This window comes from Streptomyces sp. NPDC043738 (assembly GCF_056436545.1).
Map to the genome: position 1 here is coordinate 39575 of NZ_JBWKCJ010000009.1, position 18854 is coordinate 58428.

22 protein-coding genes and 1 pseudogene are annotated in these 18854 nt (G+C 67.8%); 10 read left to right on the forward strand and 13 right to left on the reverse strand.

All coding sequences use genetic code 11. The features are described 5' to 3' along the window. Positions 1–68: 68 nt before the first annotated feature. The gene (locus tag AC0680_RS14565; protein WP_478628160.1) at positions 69–1109 is read left to right on the forward strand and encodes a vWA domain-containing protein; all 1041 of its coding nucleotides are present in this window, start codon (positions 69–71) and stop codon (positions 1107–1109) included. Positions 1110–1379: 270 nt separating this feature from the next. Further along, positions 1380–2237 carry a DUF1963 domain-containing protein gene (locus AC0680_RS14570; protein WP_478628163.1) on the forward strand — a complete coding sequence of 286 codons (858 nt, stop codon included), beginning with the start codon at positions 1380–1382 and terminating at the stop codon, positions 2235–2237. Between the two features lie 171 nt (positions 2238–2408). Here the strand turns inward: AC0680_RS14570 and AC0680_RS14575 are convergent, their stop codons facing one another. Continuing rightward, complete coding sequence (locus AC0680_RS14575; protein ID WP_478628165.1) at positions 2409–3218, reverse strand: alpha/beta fold hydrolase; 810 nt, start codon at positions 3216–3218, stop codon at positions 2409–2411. Positions 3219–3285: 67 nt separating this feature from the next. Between AC0680_RS14575 and AC0680_RS14580 the strand changes: the two genes are divergently transcribed. Both AC0680_RS14580 and AC0680_RS14585 read left to right on the forward strand, forming a co-directional pair. Continuing rightward, on the forward strand, positions 3286–3681 hold the full coding sequence (locus AC0680_RS14580) for a MerR family transcriptional regulator (protein WP_478628168.1): 396 nt from the start codon (positions 3286–3288) through the stop codon (positions 3679–3681). Positions 3682–3708: 27 nt separating this feature from the next. Next, a complete protein-coding gene (locus AC0680_RS14585) occupies positions 3709–4323 on the forward strand; it encodes a hypothetical protein (protein ID WP_478628170.1) in 615 nt (204 codons plus the stop codon). A gap of 188 nt (positions 4324–4511) precedes the next feature. Here the strand turns inward: AC0680_RS14585 and AC0680_RS14590 are convergent, their stop codons facing one another. The 3 genes from AC0680_RS14590 to AC0680_RS14600 all read right to left on the reverse strand — a co-directional run bounded on the left by AC0680_RS14590 (position 4512) and on the right by AC0680_RS14600 (position 6599). Further along, positions 4512–5540 carry a glycerophosphodiester phosphodiesterase family protein gene (locus AC0680_RS14590; protein WP_478628173.1) on the reverse strand — a complete coding sequence of 343 codons (1029 nt, stop codon included), beginning with the start codon at positions 5538–5540 and terminating at the stop codon, positions 4512–4514. 263 nt (positions 5541–5803) lie between these two features. Next, positions 5804–6121, reverse strand: coding sequence for a hypothetical protein (locus AC0680_RS14595; RefSeq protein ID WP_478628176.1), 318 nt, complete (start codon positions 6119–6121; stop codon positions 5804–5806). A 100-nt stretch (positions 6122–6221) separates the two neighbouring features. Further along, on the reverse strand, positions 6222–6599 hold the full coding sequence (locus tag AC0680_RS14600) for a hypothetical protein (RefSeq protein ID WP_478628178.1): 378 nt from the start codon (positions 6597–6599) through the stop codon (positions 6222–6224). Between the two features lie 208 nt (positions 6600–6807). On the opposite strand from AC0680_RS14600, the gene AC0680_RS14605 reads away from it, so the two are divergent. Beyond that, positions 6808–7161 (forward strand): hypothetical protein, encoded by a 354-nt coding sequence (locus tag AC0680_RS14605; protein ID WP_478628181.1) that lies wholly within the window; start codon positions 6808–6810, stop codon positions 7159–7161. 335 nt (positions 7162–7496) lie between these two features. On the opposite strand, the gene AC0680_RS14610 is transcribed toward AC0680_RS14605, so the two are convergent. Next, entirely contained in the window at positions 7497–7922 is a 426-nt protein-coding gene (locus AC0680_RS14610; protein ID WP_478628183.1) for a hypothetical protein, read from the reverse strand. 499 nt (positions 7923–8421) lie between these two features. Between AC0680_RS14610 and AC0680_RS14615 the strand changes: the two genes are divergently transcribed. Beyond that, positions 8422–8571: a DUF397 domain-containing protein gene (locus AC0680_RS14615; RefSeq protein ID WP_478628186.1), complete on the forward strand. Its 150-nt coding sequence runs from the start codon at positions 8422–8424 to the stop codon at positions 8569–8571. A 745-nt stretch (positions 8572–9316) separates the two neighbouring features. On the opposite strand, the gene AC0680_RS14620 is transcribed toward AC0680_RS14615, so the two are convergent. Then, on the reverse strand, positions 9317–9907 hold the full coding sequence (locus AC0680_RS14620) for a hypothetical protein (RefSeq protein WP_478628188.1): 591 nt from the start codon (positions 9905–9907) through the stop codon (positions 9317–9319). 725 nt (positions 9908–10632) lie between these two features. Here AC0680_RS14620 and AC0680_RS14625 point away from each other — a divergent pair. Together AC0680_RS14625 and AC0680_RS14630 are read left to right on the forward strand one after the other, a co-directional pair. Further along, the gene (locus tag AC0680_RS14625; RefSeq protein ID WP_478628570.1) at positions 10633–11466 is read left to right on the forward strand and encodes a hypothetical protein; all 834 of its coding nucleotides are present in this window, start codon (positions 10633–10635) and stop codon (positions 11464–11466) included. Between the two features lie 71 nt (positions 11467–11537). Then, on the forward strand, positions 11538–12329 hold the full coding sequence (locus tag AC0680_RS14630) for an SDR family oxidoreductase (protein ID WP_478628191.1): 792 nt from the start codon (positions 11538–11540) through the stop codon (positions 12327–12329). 49 nt (positions 12330–12378) lie between these two features. On the opposite strand, the gene AC0680_RS14635 is transcribed toward AC0680_RS14630, so the two are convergent. After that, complete coding sequence (locus AC0680_RS14635; RefSeq protein ID WP_478628194.1) at positions 12379–12666, reverse strand: hypothetical protein; 288 nt, start codon at positions 12664–12666, stop codon at positions 12379–12381. Positions 12667–12779: 113 nt separating this feature from the next. On the opposite strand from AC0680_RS14635, the gene AC0680_RS14640 reads away from it, so the two are divergent. After that, positions 12780–13682, forward strand: coding sequence for an endonuclease/exonuclease/phosphatase family protein (locus AC0680_RS14640; protein WP_478628197.1), 903 nt, complete (start codon positions 12780–12782; stop codon positions 13680–13682). Between the two features lie 889 nt (positions 13683–14571). On the opposite strand, the gene AC0680_RS14645 is transcribed toward AC0680_RS14640, so the two are convergent. Next, on the reverse strand, positions 14572–14805 hold the full coding sequence (locus AC0680_RS14645; RefSeq protein WP_478628199.1) for a hypothetical protein: 234 nt from the start codon (positions 14803–14805) through the stop codon (positions 14572–14574). 440 nt (positions 14806–15245) lie between these two features. Further along, positions 15246–15478: pseudogene (locus AC0680_RS14650) on the reverse strand (Uma2 family endonuclease); the annotation flags it as partial. Positions 15479–15752: 274 nt separating this feature from the next. Between AC0680_RS14650 and AC0680_RS14655 the strand changes: the two are divergent. Continuing rightward, positions 15753–15875: a hypothetical protein gene (locus AC0680_RS14655; RefSeq protein WP_478628201.1), complete on the forward strand. Its 123-nt coding sequence runs from the start codon at positions 15753–15755 to the stop codon at positions 15873–15875. Positions 15876–16407: 532 nt separating this feature from the next. Here the strand turns inward: AC0680_RS14655 and AC0680_RS14660 are convergent. The 4 genes from AC0680_RS14660 to AC0680_RS14675 form a co-directional block, all read right to left on the reverse strand. After that, positions 16408–16803: a hypothetical protein gene (locus AC0680_RS14660; RefSeq protein ID WP_478628203.1), complete on the reverse strand. Its 396-nt coding sequence runs from the start codon at positions 16801–16803 to the stop codon at positions 16408–16410. 39 nt (positions 16804–16842) lie between these two features. Continuing rightward, positions 16843–17145 carry a hypothetical protein gene (locus AC0680_RS14665; RefSeq protein ID WP_478628551.1) on the reverse strand — a complete coding sequence of 101 codons (303 nt, stop codon included), beginning with the start codon at positions 17143–17145 and terminating at the stop codon, positions 16843–16845. A 58-nt stretch (positions 17146–17203) separates the two neighbouring features. After that, positions 17204–17539 (reverse strand): hypothetical protein, encoded by a 336-nt coding sequence (locus AC0680_RS14670; RefSeq protein WP_478628205.1) that lies wholly within the window; start codon positions 17537–17539, stop codon positions 17204–17206. Positions 17540–18101: 562 nt separating this feature from the next. After that, positions 18102–18530 (reverse strand): hypothetical protein, encoded by a 429-nt coding sequence (locus AC0680_RS14675; protein ID WP_478628207.1) that lies wholly within the window; start codon positions 18528–18530, stop codon positions 18102–18104. Positions 18531–18854: the final 324 nt, after the last annotated feature.

Below are 18854 nucleotides of genomic sequence, written 5' to 3' on the forward strand. Positions count from 1 at the left end.
CTTCAAGATCGATTGTCAGTGGTGGGTGGGAGGATCGATGCATCGAGTCCGAACAACGGGGAGCAGTCATGTCCGGGACCCAGAACTACATCAATCACGTTGCTCTTGTGCTGGACGCCAGTTCGTCCATGTCGCAGCTGAGCCACAAGGTCGTCGAAGTCGCCGACCAGCAGATTGCCTATCTGGCCCGCCGATCGGAGGAGCTGGACCAGGAAACCCGCGTGACGGTGTATGTCTTCGCGAACAAGGTGGAGTGCGTCATCTACGACAAGGACGTGCTGCGAATGCCGTCCCTGAAGCAGCTGTACCAAGTCGGTGGAATGACGGCTCTGCTGGCGGCCACGCTGAAGTCGCAGCGGGAGCTGGCACAGACGGCCCAACTCTACGGCGACCACAGCTTCCTGACGTTCGTACTGACTGACGGACAGGAGAACGCAAGCCATCGCTGCCCGGACGCTCCTGCCAGGGATCCGCGTGAACTGGTGCAGGCCGTGGCCGAGATGATCGAGACGCAGCAGGACAACTGGACGCTGGCCGTGCTCGTGCCGGACCAGATGGGCAAGCGAGAGGCCATGCAGTGCGGCTTCCCGAAGGACAACATCGCCATCTGGGATGCCACGAGCACTCAGGGTCTGGAGGAGGCCGGGCAGGTCATCCAGCAGGCGACCGAGAAATTCATGGTGGGCCGGTCCCAGGGCATTCGGGGATCGCGGGCGGTGTTCTCTACGGGTGCCGAGGCTGTCAACAAGGACACCATAAAGGCGGCCGGTCTCACCCCGGTGAATCCGGCCGAGTACCAGCTGATCCCGGTGACCCGCGAAGCGAAGATCCGGGAATGGGTCACCGAATGCGGGCACACCTTCCGTACCGGTTGCGCGTTCTATCAACTGAGCAAGTCGGAGAAGGTCCAGGCGCAGAAGCAGATCGCGGTCCTGGAGAAGAGGACGGACCGGGTGTACACGGGGCCGGAGGCCCGAGCCCTGCTCGGCCTGCCTGACATGGAAGTTCGCGTCAAGCCGGACCACAACGACGACTTCACGATCTTTGTGCAGAGCACCAGTGTGAACCGGAAGCTGGTGCCGAACACGCGGATCATGCTGATGAACTGACGGCTTAAAAGCCCCGCCGGTCCGGTACTGGCGGGGCTACAGCTCCCGCCGCGGGCGGTCCGTCCAAGCGCCGCCGGTTGCCAGTGCGGGCAAGCAAGCACCGGGGGCCACTGCTGGAGAAGATCGGCGAGCCGGGGGGGCGGACCTACGGCCGTGGATCGGCCCCGCCCGCCTGGCCGAAGCCGAGGCCCGCGCGGCCAAAGTGGTGGGCAACCTGCGGCAACAGTCTGTCCCGACACGACTGTCACAGGCGGGTGTTTAACTGCCCGTATGGATCCAGAGACCACCCGCTCCGCCCTCCGCGACTTCTGTGCCGATCGACTTGGCACGGACCTCGCCGCCGGCTTGGTCCGCCTCGCCCGCCCCGGTTTCGCACTCGCGGCGGCAGGTCCCGGCGAAGCCGCCGGCCATAGCCGGTTCGGCGGCCGGGCGATGCTCGAACCGGGTACGCCCTGGCCGACGTGCGACGGCTTTCCGCTGAGCCTGATCGCCGTCCTCGACATCGAGGCCTTGGCCCCCTGGTTCGACGACGTCCCGGCGGGGACGGGTCTGCTCAACTTCGGGACGGGTCTGCTCAACTTCTTCTACTTGGACACCGACTCCGAGCAGTGCGATCCCGTCTCCTACGAGCTGGCGCTCAAGTACGACCCCTTCTCCCCGCAAGTGGGGAAGGTGATCGCAGCCCGTTCCGCACACGCCGTCGAGACGAACCCACCCGCTCGGTCGAGCGTCTTCGATCCGGTCCCCTGGGCCGCCACGCCCGGGTTCGGCTTCCCCGACACCTGGGACCCGGCCTGGCACACCCTGGACCTGGGACCCGAAGTCGACCACATGGCCCGGGCCATGCCCGGTCAGCACGTGGAGGAGTTGCTCACCGACGGGGCAGAGCGGCCGGGCGCGCTCGATTCCGAGGACATAGCCTTCGGATGGCCGAAGTTCCCCACGGGGAGTTCGCCGATGGTGCCGTGGGGCGAAGACCCGACCACCTACCACCACCTCCTCCAGCTGTCGGGACAGGGAGAGTGGTACCTCGGCGGCGACGGCGGCTGGATGCACTGGTCGATACCCACCGATGCGCTGCGGGCCGGCGACTTCAGCCGGGCGATTCCGACCCCGGACATCTGGTGACCACCGGACGCCTGGATCCTGTCCGTAAGGAGCGCGCCGAGCTGGTCCACGGGCAGCGCGCCTCCCCCGGCCACCGGCCCGCCCCGGCACCCGACCGGCAGCAACTCGGTTGTGACGATGAGGGATGAGGAACGTGGCGAGCGTGAGGACGTCGATACCGGCGGCCGGGTGTCACACGCCCGTCTCGGCGAGGAACCCCCGTACGTGCCCCAGCCACACCGCCCGGTCCGCCTCGTCCAGGATGTGCCCGCCACCGGGGATCTCGACCGTCGCGGCTCCGGGAATGCCCGCGGCGAGTCGACGCTGGCTGTCGGGCAGCACCAGCCGGTCGCCGGTCGGCACCACCACCAGCGTGGGTACGCGTACCTGACCGAGGTCGTCGCGGACGTCCAAGCGCGTGATCAGCTCGAAGTGGGCCAGCATTCCGGCGGGTATCGCGGCCAGCGCGCCGTCGACCGCCGCCTCGACGTCCTCTGGGGACATCGCGGCGAGCTGGCGCTCCGAGAGGCAGGAGAGCAGCGCGAGCCGGGCCACGGCCCGCCACTCGCCCGCCTTGCCGAGGGCGGCGAGGAGGTGCGCCGCACCCCCGAGCACGGGGTCGGGGGCCGCGAATCCGGCGGTGAGCACGAGGGCGGTGACGCGTTCGGGGTGCCGGGTCGCAGCCCGGACCGCCACTGCGCTGCCCAGCGATTCGCCGATCACGGCGAACCGGTCGTGCCCGCGGTCGACGGCGGAGGCCACGACGGCGTCGGCGAGCGCGTCGAGGTCGAGCGGCGTGTCCGGGAGGGGCGTACGGCCCACGCCCGGATAGGACGGGCCGATCGTCGTGTGGTCCCGCCCCAGATCGTCGAGAACGAGACCGAAGTTGCCCTCGATGCCGCCGCCGGCACCGTGCGCGAGGAGCAGCGCGGGTCCGTCGCCCCGTCCGTCGACCTCGAGCTGGTAGCGGTGTGCCTGGAGAAATGCCTGTTCAGAAGCCATGTGTAGGACGCTAAACTCTGACATCGGTGTCAGAGTCAAGTCGTTGAGCCGAGGGGGGAGGGTTCCGGTGCGGATCAAGGAGATGGCCCAGCGTGCCGGCGTACACGAACGCTCCTTGCGCTACTACGAGAAGCAGGGTCTGCTCGCTCCCCAGCGCCTGTCCAGCGGCTACCGCGAGTACAGCGAGGCGGACCTGGAGACCGTGCGCCGCATCCGCTGTCTGCTGATGGCCGGTCTGTCGACCGCCGTCATCGCCCAGGTCCTCCCCTGCATCCGCGACGACGGCGGCCGTCTCGCACCCACCTGCCCCGACCTCGTCGGACAGCTGAGGGGCGAACGGGAGCGCATGAACCGCGAGATCGAGGCGCTGAGTACGTCCCGTGCTCTCCTCGACACCGTCCTCGACGCCGCACCCGAGGACTTCACGCGCCACCTCGAGTCGGCCGACGGTCTGACCGCCTGACCGCCTGACTGAACGCGAGGGAACGCCTTGATCTCGGAGTACCAGCAGCGACTGCGTGAACGGTTCCTCTCCGTCCCCGAGACTCCTCCGCCCGCTCCCTGGCGCCCGGTCCTGAGCCGGCGGAACCCCATAGGCGGCTTGCTCGGCATCGGCTTCGCCATCGCTCCCGGCACCGGCCACGACCTGGTCATGGTGGTCTCGGTCGACGGACACGGGCTATTCGACACCCTCACGGGAGAGAAGACGGCCAGGGACCGCGACCCTGACCCCGACGACAGCACCCCGGACGCAGTACCCGACCTCTCGTGCCCCGGGCTCGGACCGATCGCCGGGACCCGTGTGCGCATCGCCGGACTCTTCGGAGGCGGCCTCCACACCACCACTTACGACGGCTGGAGCCTGGAAGTCGTCAGCCCCGAATGGCCGCACCACCGGGTCCTGCTCTCCACAGACGGAGGAATGCCCCACAGCGGACCACACGGCGAGCGCTGGTGGCACATCTTCGACTCCAACTACTCACAACTGCGCACTGCCGGCTTCTCACCGTCCGGACGCACCCTGGCGGTCGCCACCAGCAGCGACCTCACCCTCTGGACCCGTCGCACTGCCGAAACGGACCCCACGGGCAATGCCGACGCATGACGCGCGAGGACCTCGCCGTGATGTGCACAACGAGCAGAGGCCGGCATGCGGACCCGCTCGCGACGCTCTGCTCACGGCGGCGCATTCGGCACACGGCCCGGCTGTCCCCACCGCCAGCGCGGCCTGCGCGCCCAGCAGCCGCTCGTCGTCTTCACGGCGCGGGCATGCCGGTCCTCGGGCATGCCGGTCTACCGGGCGGGCGTTACTGGCGTCTCGTTCTTGATCTTCATCATGCGTTCGGGGGAGTCGGCCAGAACGGCGTAGGCGTCCAGGTTCCTGGCGGTGGTGTAGTCGTTCTTGGTCTCGATGCCGATCAGCACGGTCCTGACCGCGGCGTGGGTGTGGAAGCAGGCCGCGGCGGCCTGGTCCCACATCAGTGCCCGCTTGACCGGGCTGCGGCCCTCGCCGAGGGTGAACTTCTCGCTCACCGTCACATCCCGGCGCAGCTCGAACGCGGCCCAGGTCCCCCTCTGCGGCGCGTTGCGGCAGCTGCCGGTCAGGCGTGCGGTGACCAGGCGAGTGCGGGTGGTGTCGCGGTCCTCGAAGAGGTGCGCTCGGGGGTAGGCGGCGACAGCGTCCAGGTTGGGCTTCTCGGTGGAGTAGAACCGCACTCGCTCCCACTCCCCGCGTCCCTGTCCCCGCAGCGCGTCCAGCGTCTTGGCGATGGCCGGCACCAGGCTGTGGGAGTCGGATGACTTCATGTCCAGCAACACACCCATCCGCTGCGGAATGCGCCGCAGCGCCTCCTCCAGCGTGGGCAGCGGAGTGGGGTGCTGGCGGTACGGATAGCGGCCAAAGGCGTCCTCGAACCGGTAGCCGGCGTTCAGGCGCGTGAGCTGCTCGGCGTCGTGGTCCGCGACCTTGCCCGTGCCGTCGGTGAGCGCGGACAAGTCGGCGGGCCGGTACAGGACGGGGACGCCGTCACGGCTCACCTGCACGCTGAGCCACATCATGTCGACCTTGTGCGCCAGCGCACCGTCGATGGCCCGCACGGTGTTCTCCGGGAAGTCCGCGGTCCCCGCCCGGTGAGCGATCACCAAAGGACGGCCGTCACCGCCCGCCGCTTGCCGATTCGCATCCGTGACGTGATCGGAGCCCGGCTCACGCGTCGCGGATGCCCGCACGGACTCGGCCGGGCCCACGGCGACCGCGGTCACCACGGACGCGACGCCGACCACCGCGGCCAGGGCGGCCGACCACTTCCGCACCCGTACCATCAGCTCCCTCTCCCCTACCAACCTGCCCTGATACCACAGACTTTGCTCCCCGCAGATCTTGTCCCACTCTCCCCGCCCTGCGGCAGAGCCATTCCGGCGTCCAGAGGAGGTGTTCCCAGACGGCGGTGCAGCCGAGCGCCTCGAGCTCGTCATCGACTCGGCGACGGTCCGTGGCCAGGAAGAATGCGCGTTCCCGCGGCTGCGGTGCGCGTTCCCGGGGCTGCGGCGAGAACTGCTCCTCAACGAGGTGGTGAGGGCCAAGTTCACCAGAGGTGCAGGAAGCTCCGGATGTCGTCGAAGCCGTCGACGGCCCGACCGTCCACGTCCGAGGGGTCCGCTTCAGCACGCGCCGCCAGCGCCACCGGATGGCGCCGCCCGTCGGGGCCCGCGAACGTCAGTGGGAACGTGCCGTAGTGCGACACCTCGGCCGGGGAAGGTGCGGCTGCGGCGGTCCACTCCTCCTCATAGGACGGCGGAGCTACGCCGTCGACGACCGCCAGGCGCCACTGCGGCAGCCACCGTGCGAACAGGGGCTCCACGGCTTCGAGCGGGCCGATGTGGCGAACCTTCGCCTCCGTCACGTCCAGTCCATCCTCCGAGAGCCACCATGCGGTCACAGCAGAGCGTATGGAGGGCGGGCCACAGCCAACAACTGACCGCTTCAGACTGCGACTGAGGTGGTCACTCGTCATCCAGTCGCTGGAGTACGTGCTTGAACTCGCCGGAGTTGAGCAGGCCGGCGATCACCTGGGCCATGTTCTCGACGCCGGGGTCGCGGACGATCAGACCGTCGGAGCACCAGAAGTAGCGGCCGTCCAGGTCCTCACCGGTCCGAGCCCCCTTCTCCATCAGGCGCGCGACCTCCGCGACGGTGAACATGGTCGCGCTCCAGCGTGAGCCGTCCTCCGTCAACCGGACCTCGACGTCGACGTTGCAGACGGCATCCAGATCCTCGCCTTCGTCGGGCAGGAAGGATGCCTCGAAATGGTCCGTACGGACGCGGTACCAGGGCCCGTCCCAACCCTGTTGAGTGGCTGCGGACGGTTCGCTGTTGGTCATCTGAGGAGTATCGACAGCAGGCCCATAAGGCTCAACCGAGTTCTCCGGCAAGCTCCTGCCTCGTGACCGCCGACCTTGTGCCCGATGAACGGTGGCAGCGGACAGCGCGCAAGGGAGTGGCCTGGCGCGACCTGCCGCGCCTTGCGGTCGAGCCGTGGACAATCAAGGCCCGTCCCTGTCCCCTCTCGCGAAGGAAGAGACAACCGCTGTGCACGCCGTCATCGTCTGGTGGGACCTGTCCGGTTCCGATCAGACCATCGAGTCCCTGCGTACCTACCTGCGTGAGGAGTCCGTATCCGCGTTCTCCGAAGTGCCCGGGCTCCGCTTCAAGATGTGGGTCTCCGATTCCGAAGCAAACAGGTGGGGCGCCGTCCTGCTGTGGGAATCCAAGGAGGCAGCGCAGCAACCGCTGCCCAGTCGGGCGCTTGAGCTGATCGGCTACCCAGCGACAGTCGCTCATTCCTTTGACGTGGAGGCCACGGCCGAGGGCCGTTACGAGACGCAGCAGCTCGCACTGCTCGGCCTGGCCTTCGACGGGACGGCCGAAGCGGTGCGGCCGTGACGGCTGCGACACGAGCGCGGAAGTGCCTTTGTCCGGCGGCCGGAACGGGTCCAGGCGAAGGTCCGCTCTGCCACCCGGCGGGTGCCGGCCGGAGCCAGGTCGTGGGCGACGCCGCGGCGGGCGATGAGCTCACCAGCGAGTGAGCCGACAAGAGCCCGCCAGAGTATGGCGAGCTCTTCGCCGGCTGCTACCTCCGCCCGAGCCGGTTCAGGTATCCGTCCTGAACTGCGCGGCCGCGGGCAGTGGTTGTGCTGACCATCCGCGAGCTGACCCTCCGCGGCCTGTGGCCGGCGGCCGCGGCCTTGCGCCGACCGTCCGCGGCCGCGCGGTGGGGCTCAGCGGACGTCCACCGTCGCCAGGTCAGAGGTCCTCTCGCGTACGGGGTGGCCATCGTTCGGGCTGGTCAGGCCGTACAGGACCGCGCGGTACTGCAGGACGCCGCGGTGCGCGGCCTTGACATGTGCGGTGGCCTGCGCGTCGGTGCCCGTGGGGACCACGTCGCCGCAGGTCACCGGGCGCCACGCCTGCCCACCGTTGCGGCCCTCCAGGCATATCCGCAGGTGGCCGGCAGCGTCGTCGTTCCCCTGCGCCGTGACCGTGAAGGTCTTGCCGGCGTGCGCGGTGTGCGGCGCCGTGATGTCCACACCCCCCTTGGCGTACGCCGGCACGGCGGCCAGCGTCACCGAGGCCAGAGCCAGCGCGCCGGTCAGGGCCACACGGCCGCCCCGCGCCTTCGGCCCCGTCTTCTTCGTCCTGGTCATGGACTTCCCTCCGTAGATCTCCCCCACATGGCGAGCCCCACCCCGTCGTGAAGGCGCCCGCTGCGCCTCGCTGACTGCCCAGATGAGCCGGCCGCCCCGCTCGTTGCACCTCGCCCGACGGCGTTGCGGATGGACGACCAAATCCCGCCAACTCGCCTGATCCCACCATCAGTCCGGCGCATGCGTGCAGTCCGGCCACCCACCGCTCGGGAGATCGGGTTTGGCGGTCGCCCGGCATGGCGCCGTCACGTTCAGGAGCCGCCGAACTCTTTGCGCCACGAGTCGAAGTCGATCTCCTCGAACCCGCCGAACTCCTCCAGTCTCCGCTGTGGACGGAGATGAGCGCCATTCCCTACAAAGCCGCAGCTCGGGAGCGCCGAGGCGTCGTACCGTGGCTCGGTGGGGAACGTATTCGGTGGTGGGGAACGCATTCGGTGGTGGGGAACAGCGAGCATCGGAGGTGGCCCGCAAGGTGGCGGGCCTCTCTCGCTGCCGGGACGTGAGGGCGCCGCTCCGGGACTCCCATCTGGGTGGCGGCGCGGTGGCCCTGCGGGACTCCAAGAACCCAGACCGCGCCCCGCTGATGTTCACCGCGTCTGAGTGGAGCGCCTTCCGCCTCGGCATCCACGCCGGCGAACCCCAGGGCTGAGCACGCGCTGGCCACGAAGTTCTTCGACGCTGACCCCTGCCGTGCTCAGTCACAGTCGATTCCTGCTTGGTCATGCGGGCCGCGGACGATCGTCGCTCGTGAGTACTTCTACGGATAGCCAGCCCCCGTCGCGATCAGCAGGATGACTCCGTGACTGATCACGAGGGTTGCCAAGTCCCTGTTCGCCCCGCACGCGACCATCGGGCCACGGAGAAAGCGATGAAGGCCGTCCTCATCGTGGCGGCCGTAGCCGGTGCGCTCCTGCTGTTCTACCTGGCCCCCTTCTTCATCAGCCTCTTCGCCGTGGCCAGGTGATCGGGGTAGCACCTCCTCTTCCATGGGCCGTCACAAAGCAGCACGCCGTTGCACCAGGGCCTGAGCTGTCACCACGGACGCAACTGTGCGGCCATCGCCCGCCGGTACGGGTTGCCCTTGGCCGGATACGAGTCGATCCCCGCGCAGGACCGGGCTGAGGCCCGCTTGTCCGGCCACCTATTGGCTTTGTAGGTGAGTCACGAGAACGTCTGCTGCTCAGCGGTGCGAACGTCGGGTTCCACGGGAGAGTGATGTCGCTAAGTTTCGGTTCTGGCTCGATTTCCGTGAAGGCGGCACGCCGAGTGACGGCTGACGCTCAGGTCAACCGCCTGGGATTTGCCTGAAAGTGAGCCGTGCGAGCCTTGGCGTGGAGGCCGATGCCGCACCCCTCCGGATGAGGTTCGGGCCGAGGAGAGGCGTCGCCAGGTGGTCAGGCGATGAAGTCGTGGAGGGCAGGCAGTGGCTCGGTCGTCTCGACAGATCCGATGTAGACCACGGCCTCCTCGAACTGGAAGTAGGAGAGCCCTTCGTGGCGTGGGCCGATGACGAGAAGGTTGCTCCCGCGGCGCCAGGCGGCGTGCCGCCACTCGCCGGGCCCCATGGCCAGGGTGCCGCCTTTGGACCTGAGGTCGCACTCTGGGGAACCGAGTCGCTGAGTGAATCCGGTGATAGCGGCGTCGATCTGTGCGTCGAACACCTCGCGTCCGGCGTTCTCGTGGCTGGACCAGCCGGGCAACGTGCCCCAGAAGTCCTCAGCCCAGTCCTCGCCGCCAACCCAGTAGAAGTGGGCAAACGACAGGGCGAGGTGGTCCCCGAGGTAGGCGAGGTGACCTTCGGTGCTGACGAGAGTGTCTTCCAACGGCAAGTCGTCGCCTTCGCACCAGCCCAAACGCTGCAATGTCGCCTCGGGGACCGTTCGGTCGCCCCACGGCAGTTCCGCCAGGCCGACGATCTGTTCCACCAGGAGGGGTGTGACGGGGCAGGCGGCGACGTGATCGGCGATCGGGTCCTCGTCTGTCATGGCAGAACGGTATCCAGGCCCTGTGACGACATCGACGCCCCACCCCACGCGACCTCCAGCCGGTCCGAAGTGTCCTCCCATCCGATAACTCAGCGTGCCCGCATCGCAGAAGTTGAGCAAGAACCCCACTTGGCTCTGGCTCAACAACCGTGGAGCCGCCGCTGTGAGTGACGGGTGACGGTCGTCGTGGTCTCCTGGAAGTGCCCGGAACTGTCAGCCCGGAGCCTGGTCGGGCTGACAGTTCCGGTTCGTGGAAGGTGAGGTGCTCCGGCTGGAGGAGCTGCTGTTCCCGTCGATCGCGGATGTCGGTGCTGTCGGTAGACGTGAACAACGAAACGATGCGTATTGAAGCCTGCTGCACGACTGTCGGGGCCGTATGACCGGGCTGCGGCGACCGGTCGAGCCGGGTTCATGGCTCCTACCTGCGGTTTCCCGCCGACTCACCCAGCGCGGGAAGACGCGTGGTGCTGTGTTTGAAGGTCCGCCGATTCCCGTGCGGGAACCCGTCGTGCGATCGGCGGGCCTTCGTCGAGCAAGTGCCGGGGCTGACTCGGCGGTTCGGCCGGTGGACCGGGGGGTTGCGGTCAACGCTGGCCGCTGTCGGCCTCGCGCTCGCAGGCCGGGCCGGCGCCCGTATGGCCAGCGTCTTCGGGATCTCTGTCAGTCGCAGCACGGTACTTCGGATGGTCTCGGCTCTTCCTAAACCAGAGGGACCGGCCCCACGGGTGGTCGGCGTCGACGAGTATGCGACGCGCAAGGGCCGGGTCTACGGAACCATGCTGGTCGATGTGAGACACGGCGACCGGTGGACCTGCAGCCCTAGGAGGCCTCCGGCTCGCCTTGGCCAACCGGTCACCGGTTCGCCGACCGTATCCGAGCCAGACACACCACGGTTCACGCGCTGCTGGAAGCCGGCCATAGCCGCCAAGCCGGAAGACCTCTTCCGCGGGCAGTGGCAGAACAACCGAACCTCCGTCCTCGACGAGTACAAGCCCTATCTGGACGACCGCTGGGACGAGGGCTGCACCAATGCCTGGAAGCTATGGGAAGAGATCGTGCCGCTCGGCTACAAGGGCACCTGCGGGATTGTCAGCGCCTACATCAGGAAGAAGCGCATGTCACCGCAACCGGTGACGGCAAAGCCACCGTCGCCCCGAACGGTCTCCAAGCGGATCCTCAGCCGCCCCGAAACCCTCACCGAAATCGAGCAGTTGCCGCTCGAGATGGTCCTTGCTCAATGCCCCGAACTGGAGGCCCTCACCGGACACGTCCGATCCTTCGCGACCATGCTCACCAAGCGCCAAGACGAGCAGCTCCCCAGTGGCTCGACGCCGACCGGCGAGACGACCTCCCCAGCCTCCACACCCTCGCCGCAGGCATCGACCGCGACCGTCAAGCCGTCATCGCCGGCCTCACGCTTCCCTGGAACTCGGGCGTCGTCGAAGGACACGTCAACCGGATCAAGATGCTCAAGCGCCAGATGTTTGGCCGGGCTGGCTTCCCACTACTCCGGAAGAGAGTTCTGCTGTCCTGACGAAGCGTCCTCAGGCCTCAGGTGAATGCGGCCTTCGCATATACCTGGGACAAAGCAGTTGCAAGCGCTGGGGCCCGTATCGGACTATCCGCTCCAATGAATACCAACGATGAGAAGCAGGCAGGTGCCCTCGTCGGGCACCGTCCGCTCGCGCTGGTAACCGGCGTGGGCCGAACCATCGGCATCGGCGCAGGTATCGCCCGTCAACTGGCACTTTCGGGATGGAACATCGCCTTCACATATTGGACCGCCTACGACAAGCGCATGGCCTGGGGCGTTGAACAAGGGGCAACCGGCGCGATGGACCATACTCTTACCGAGCGCGGCGCGAGCACCGTGGCGATCGAAGCGGACCTTGCCGACCCCGGTGCCCCTGCCCGGATTTTCAACGAGGCGGAACGCCGACTGGGCAGCATCACCGCCCTGGTGATGTGCCACTGCGAGTCCGTCGACTCCGGCCTGCTCGACACAACCGTCGAGAGCTTCGACCGGCACTTCGCCGTCAACGCACGTGCCACCTGGCTGTTGATCCGCGAGTACGGCCTGCGCTTTCGCGGCACCCACGGAACGGGGCGGATCGTCAGCCTCTCCAGCGACCACACCGTCGGCAACCTCCCCTATGGCGCGAGCAAGGGTGCCTTGGACCGCATCACCTTGGCCGCGGCCCAGGAACTAGCCCACCTCGGCGTCACCGCCAATGTGATCAACCCCGGGCCAATCGATACCGGCTGGATGACCGAGGAAACGCAGGAGAGCTGCATCAGCCAGACGCCGCTCGGCCGCCTCGGCACCCCGCAGGACACCGCACACCTCGTGGACTTCATGTGCTCACCACAAGGCCAATGGATCAACGGTCAACTACTGACAAGCAACGGTGGGTTCGCTTAGTTCATGACTCAGCGTTCATGAGCCACAGTTGTTGAGCCAGAACCCGTTCTCATGGACATAGCCAGTGGGGCCGTGGGGAGGCCGCCGGCAGATGAGCACGGTGGACGGTGAGCCCGGCGAGGTCGAGGTTGAAGGCGCTGAGGTCCTGCGTGGCGGCGGCAGTGATCTCGGCCGTGGCGTCGATCCGCTGCGCCTTCGGGTGATTGGAGAAGGTGAAGGCGGAGTGCCGCGCCGTTCCCCAGCTTCCGGAAGTACGGGTCCCGCACCCGGCTCCGCTGCAGCCGGCCAGCGCCAGACCCAGGGCCAGGACGAGCGGCGCGACGGTACGGAAGGACATGTCCTGGTCTTAGCCGTGGATCCGAGGATCCAAGGTTTCCTCAAGGCGGTGTTCCTACGTTCGTCGGTGAGTCCGCATGGGACTCGGTGAGTCCACAAGGAACAGGGGGAACCGTGAGTAGGCCGAGCAGCACAGCACGCACAGCATGGCGCGCCGCGAAGGTGTGGCTGATCGGGTCGATGGCGGTGGTGGCGGGGTTCGTGACGCCCGCGTACGCCGGGCCCGCGAACGCCGAACCCGCCGCCGAGGAGCCCCTGAAGCCGATCTCCAACCGGTTCATGACGTGGAACACGAACGGGCAGGACCTCGGCACGCCGAAGGCGATCGCGGAGCAGATCAAGCGCTTCCTGCCGCAGGTGGCCGCGTTGCAGGAGTCCTGCTTGAACGAGGTGCGTGAGGCCGTTCGGCAGCTCAACGAAGCGGGGCTGAAGTACGAGTACCGGAGCGGACTGGCCGCCCTGAACGGCGGCTGCCCGGGCCGGCTGGGCACGGCGATCGTCTATGCCAAGGGCACCACGGTCAGGGCGCACAACAAGAAGGGCTACAGCGACGACGAGGGATGGCTGGAGGCGCGTGGCATCCAGTCCTTCACCACGAAGCTCGACGGCCAGTGGGTCCGGGTGTTCAACACGCACCTCAGTGCACCGCGCTACGAAGGTCTGAGGAAGCTGCAGGCCAGAGAACTGGCAGACGCCACGCGACCGCACCCCCGCGCCCTGATTCTCGGCGACCTCAACACCCGGCCGCACGCCACAAACGTCATGGCCCCGATCTGGAAATCCGAGTTCAAGGACGTCGACCAGTTCTGCGGACCGGCCAAGGATTCCCGGTGCACCAAGACCCTCCCACTGACCGGGCCGCCCCGTACTGCCGAGGAGTCCAAGTACGACTACATCCTCGGCCGGGGCGTGAACTTCCGTAGCTGCAGGCTGCACACGCCCACCGACGACCACCGGATCGTCATCAGCGATCTCACCGTGGCCAACGTTCCCCGACCGGTGTGCACCGTGACCTGACGGACGCGGACCAGGCAGGGCGGCCGGGTCTCCCGTCCGCCCTGAAGCCCGTCACCCGTACACGGGCCGCTACGCCCCACCCCGTCGCCGCACGGTCAGGTCAGCGCTCCCGGTGAAGCCGCGGCGCTCCGCGTGGGCGAGGTCAGGCGCAGCGTCACCGCCCCGCACCGCCCCTCTGAACCTCACCGGCCACCACTCCCCAAGGCTGCGCTCGCCCCACCGGCGCGCTGTACGAGCGCCTGGACCGCCTCGCTGACGCCGGAGGCTGCTGGACGGCTGCAGTGCCGGCGGGATTCGAACCCGCGGACGGGGAGAGGCAGGCCCGCCCGATCCCTGTCAGTCGCCGCGAGAAGGGCCTCTCTCACGCCGATCGCAATGGGCCGCTCTGCCACGGCTCCGCAACCTGCGGGTACTGCGCAGTCCCGCTCCGAACAAGGTAGAGACAACGGCCTGTGGAGGGCGAGCTCTTTACGGTGCGAACCGGCAGGTGAAGGTTCGGCCAGGGCGAGAACACACCGCGTCAGGGGAAGCACGGTGCCTTCCACACACCTCATGTGCAGGCCGTCGGATCACCCCCGCGTCCATGGAAGGCTTCACGAGGCAGGTTTTCGTCGACCGGCTGGCGCAGAGACGCTCCGTGACCAGGAGCGCAAGCTCCCCGGTCACCGGGGGTTGGTTGCCGGGACGGTGAGAAGGATGCGGTAGGTGGCGGTGTACCGGGCGCTGGATGCTCGCACACCCGTCCATGCTGGCGCGGCTCGGATCCGGTGTTACCCCGGTTCGGGGCCCGGCCACGGTGTGCGTCAGCGTGGTCTTGCTGGCACTGGGTCTGCCGGTCGCGGCCGGGGCTGCACCCCGGCGCCGAAGTTGGCGCCGGGGTGCGGCTCGGTCACCAGATCCAGTGCTGGAGCCACGCCGTCAGCAGGGTGATGGCGCTGCCGCCGGCGACGTAGAGAGCCCCGCGGAGGGGCTCCTCCCACATCGGGCGGTGGGTCGGCCCGTGAGGGAGGTGCGGGTGCAGCTGGCGCACGGCCTGGCGCTGGCGCCAGAGGGCCCGGCGCCGCTGGTGACGGCCCCAGCGCTTACCGTTGTCGTCTTCGGGCATGGTGGTAACGTCGTCCACGGATATACCTCCAGTGAAATCGCATGAGATCTGGTCTTTGCGGGTCGTACTGGTGGTGCATCGCACGGGGAGTCGTCGACCCGGTTTCTCAGGCCACTGGTCGCGGCTCCTTTTGCGTTGTTGAGATGGTAGCGAGCGCTAGGAGGAACACATTCGGCTGCGGCCGACCTCGTGTTTCGCTTCTGTGTCGTTGTGTTGGCACGTGTTCCTGATGGTCGTTCAGAGCCGCCGAGAGCGCGCCCATCGAGGGCGTTTTTGTTGCATTGCGCCCCGGCTGGCCGCACATTGGCGCGCACAGGCCGGCAGATGAGCAAAATTGCCTCGAAGAACTGCTCGCAGACGCCCGACTCCACCCGCTCATCGGTTGTGCGCCACGGCAGGTCCTGCACCAGCCACCTGGCCCCGAGGTGTCCGAACCTCGACAGCGAAGCCGTGCGGGCTCACAGGCCGCTGGTGTCCAACTCTAGGCCGAACGGCTCCGGCAGGTACACGGGGGTGCCGTGGGGGTGGGGCCCGTCGGGTTTGGTGTAGCCGAGCCGGCCAGGGCGCGAGTACACGGCCACCGGACGCTCCTGACGGTCGACGAGGAGGTAGATCGGGGCCCGTACTCGGCGTACCGCTTCCGTTTGATGACCCGGTCGGTGTCGGCGTCGGACGCGCTCGTGATCTCTAGTCCTCGAAGACCTCACCGTTCGGCATATCCATCGTAATGCGGGCGATCAGGTCCTCACGCGTTGCCGAGCCTTTGGTAGGTGCTGGACAGCTGCTCGGCAGGTTGTCCTCGGCCTTTCGTACGCCGTCACGCCCGTCGCGTCCGTCCGCCGGCTGCAGAAGACCGACGAGGTCCGTGGCCGCGGCCGGCCCCTGTCCTGCTGGGCGCCCACTTACGCCGGCCTGGACGTGGGCCCGAGGAGCCGACTCGGTATCGGCGACGGGCCATCATCCTGTTGCAGTTCGCCGTCGCCGGCCGCGAGCACGAGGTGGCCTACCTGCGGCTGCCCGACATCGTCGAGAACCAGCACGGCCTACAGGTCGACGTCCGCGCCTCGAAGATCAGCCCCGCCAGGTGAAGCTGCCATTTGGCTCAATCCGCCCGCCACGGCGCCGCCGAGGAATCCCGCCGCGCCGGCAACGACAAGTCGTCCGCTCACGCAGCTGCTCCAGCCGCGTCGCCGGCAGGTACCCGGCCGTGCGCCCCCAGGCGGCACCGGCGCTCGGGTCGTCCAGGCCGGCGGACCATGGCCGCGACCCCGCTCCTTCCGCGCGTCGCTCCGTCGCGATGGGCGACCAGGCCGGATGCCACGAGCAGTTGTAGGGGAAGCGGGCGCTTCCTCTACGTCGGCAACGCCGTTTAGCAGGCATGGAAGGGAGCGAAGCTGGCCCAGTGCATCGGCCGCTACGACGAGTCAGGCTTTGTCGGGGCGGCCGGCAGATCCTCTTCCGGTTCGCCTCGGTCTTCTGTAGGTTCTCAACTTCGGTGTGAGGCGCCGACGCTGTGACCTGGACGTCACCCTTCAGTCTCACGACGTGTCGGCAGGCGGCTGGCTCAGATCGGTGTCATTTCCTCAGGCTGTCCAGCAGGCTGCAACGCTGCCCGGGGCTTCACGAACCTGCATCGGCAGCCATCCGTTCCGCCCACTCACGCACCGTCACTGCTCGCTCGATACGGCTCATGATGTCCTTCTTGGACGCCGTGTCCAAGGTCTCCGGGATCTTGTCGAAGGTTTGGGGAAGGACGTCGAGCAGACCCCAGATCTGTTCGCCGGTGCTGACGGTCAGCAGTTGCTGGCACCTCCACTGCAGCGGCGTCTCGGGACGGTGCGTGAGGCGCTGCACGAGTGTAGGGAACAGGTAGTGCGTCGCCTCTGCGGCGAGGTGCTCTTGGAGCCAGTCGACCGGGAGCCGCTGGCTGAAGCTGTGCATGGCGGCCTCCTGGGCCAAGTCCAGGAGCTGAGCAGTGTCGACGGCTCGGACGGTGCGGGGAAGGGGCGGGGTCATGCCGCGATGATGCCAAGAAACCATTGCGGCGCCGAGACGTCAGCTGGGCTGAGATCCGATCTGCTGACGGGCACGACCCCAGACTTCCTCGAACTCCTCGGAGGTGAGTGGTTCGGGGTCGTGGCCTTCCCATTCCGAGACAGGCGGCTCGGCAGTGATCCCGAACCTGATGTCGTACTCATCGAGGCGGCCTGCGTCGCGGGCCCGCTGCCACTCGGCGAGGGAGGCAGCTGCGATCGGGGTCAGCTCAGGCCCTTCGAGTTCGACCTGCCGGATCACCCAGCCTTCAGAGTCGACCTCGAAGTAGAACCAGGTGTCTTCCTCATCCCAGTAGCAGCGCATCCATGTGGTCACCAGGCCATGATGCCGGGCCAGATGCGCCGCGCTACTCCGCTTTGTCTCATGGTTGAGCGATGAATCCTGCTGATCGGTCGAGCTGGAAAGGAGAACCGACCCGAGTTGGATCCCAGCCTTGTTCTCGTGCCTCTCGAATGCTGGCAGCAACGTGAGCTGGACGAATGGGCTCCGTCTCGACGCCCACCCAGTTACTGGGATGGCCCTGGCCGCTGATGACGATCAAGGTCGTGCCCGGCTGGCTGCCACTGGCCGCTTCGACCGCGTAGGTCATCGGTGTCCAGCAAAGTCCCTGCATGTAGGGAGGCTTCCGGCGGATCCGCCAGCGGTACTCGATCCCGTCAACGCTTATGCGCCGGGAACCCTTCTTGTTCAGCGCCATTTTCCCTCCTCCGCTGTCGGACCGTAGCGCCGTGCAACAGGTCCGTCTCAGCCGGAATCTTCCGAGCTGCCGTGACGACGCGTTTCCTGAAGGGGGTGTGTTGGAGTGGTGCAACCTCATACCCACGGCAGCCCCTTTCACGGCGCTCAACAGGGCCTCATTGCCCCGTCGTTGCTGAGCGAAGTGTAGGAGATGGCTCTCTGGGTGCCACGCTATTCGTCCGCGGAATCCCCAGTGCGTCATTGGTCCGCCGAATCCCCAGTGCGTCGGCGATCTGGCTCGGGGCGAGCCGGCTCCCACTTGCAGTGCGATGCGGGTCGGGCCCCGTGGCCGACCGCGCTGTCTGCCGACGGGGTGCACTGGCCCGGCCTTGAGCTACGGGCCGTCACGTCGAGCGCAGCGGCCGGGACGGTCGTGACAGAGACCCAGCATTACTCGGGACGGGCACCTCGTAGGTCACTTGGTGGTGGGCAGCGGTGATGGCTGCCAAGCCGGGCATTTCCGCAGCGATCTGCGCCGGCAGCCGAGCGGCTTCTTCCGCCTCCGCCGCAGCCTGTCGACATCAAGGAACAGCAGCGGAAGCCGCGCAGAGCCAGTCACAGCAGCACAGGATGGCGACGGACCCCACCATCGACCGTGCTGACGTGAGGAAGGCGAGCGCGTGGAGGTTGGTCAGGCCGCGTGGCTCCGGGTAAGGCTCGTCGAGGACTGCGAGGGTGGCGGGTGCGATGTCGGCTCCGAGGAGGGAGAGGCTGTGGCCGGCGCCGAGGTCTTCCATCGGCTCGGGGAGTCCACCGAGGGCTCGCACGGCCGGGAGGTGGACGGTCATGCCGCAGCCGAAGCCGTAGACCATCGGCCGCAGCAGGGTCCTGATGGCGGAGGGAACGTGGGCGGTGGTGAGCCAATGGGCCAGGTGGATGCGGACGAGCTCGATGCCGAGCGACCGGCGGAGTTGGTAGATCCACTCCTCTGCCAGGAGCAGGCCTGTCACCCCGGATGGGAAGCGACGGCGAGCGAGCAGGGGCAGTCGCGGTTGCTGGAGTAGGGCCGGTGTCGGCCAGCACCGGCCCCGTGACGGATAGCGGCCTCGGAGAATGGTGCGGGTGCACCGCGGCGTGCAGCGTACGCACATCGGGGATCGCGTCCGCGTCGTAGACGCAGAGGAAGGTGTCGTCCGCGTCGGTCTCGTCGTGCAACAGGTGGCGGGGGGGGGGGGGGGGGGGGGGGGGGGCGCCCCCCCCCCCCCCCCCCCGCCGGCCGAAGCGGAAAACGAGTCTTCTGACCCCACCCAGAACACGGGCCCGGCGGGCTCCCC

What these genes read in the sequence shown, in the direction of transcription:
- AC0680_RS14565 (WP_478628160.1), top strand. Translation starts at nt 69, where the DNA reads ATGTCCGGGACCCAGAACTACATCAATCACGTTGCTCTTGTGCTGGAC.
- AC0680_RS14570 (WP_478628163.1), top strand. Translation starts at nt 1,380, where the DNA reads ATGGATCCAGAGACCACCCGCTCCGCCCTCCGCGACTTCTGTGCCGAT.
- AC0680_RS14575 (WP_478628165.1), bottom strand. Translation starts at nt 3,218, where the DNA reads ATGGCTTCTGAACAGGCATTTCTCCAGGCACACCGCTACCAGCTCGAG.
- AC0680_RS14590 (WP_478628173.1), bottom strand. Translation starts at nt 5,540, where the DNA reads ATGGTACGGGTGCGGAAGTGGTCGGCCGCCCTGGCCGCGGTGGTCGGC.
- AC0680_RS14600 (WP_478628178.1), bottom strand. Translation starts at nt 6,599, where the DNA reads ATGACCAACAGCGAACCGTCCGCAGCCACTCAACAGGGTTGGGACGGG.
- AC0680_RS14610 (WP_478628183.1), bottom strand. Translation starts at nt 7,922, where the DNA reads ATGACCAGGACGAAGAAGACGGGGCCGAAGGCGCGGGGCGGCCGTGTG.
- AC0680_RS14620 (WP_478628188.1), bottom strand. Translation starts at nt 9,907, where the DNA reads ATGACAGACGAGGACCCGATCGCCGATCACGTCGCCGCCTGCCCCGTC.
- AC0680_RS14630 (WP_478628191.1), top strand. Translation starts at nt 11,538, where the DNA reads ATGAATACCAACGATGAGAAGCAGGCAGGTGCCCTCGTCGGGCACCGT.
- AC0680_RS14635 (WP_478628194.1), bottom strand. Translation starts at nt 12,666, where the DNA reads ATGTCCTTCCGTACCGTCGCGCCGCTCGTCCTGGCCCTGGGTCTGGCG.
- AC0680_RS14660 (WP_478628203.1), bottom strand. Translation starts at nt 16,803, where the DNA reads ATGACCCCGCCCCTTCCCCGCACCGTCCGAGCCGTCGACACTGCTCAG.
- AC0680_RS14665 (WP_478628551.1), bottom strand. Translation starts at nt 17,145, where the DNA reads ATGCGCTGCTACTGGGATGAGGAAGACACCTGGTTCTACTTCGAGGTC.
- AC0680_RS14670 (WP_478628205.1), bottom strand. Translation starts at nt 17,539, where the DNA reads ATGGCGCTGAACAAGAAGGGTTCCCGGCGCATAAGCGTTGACGGGATC.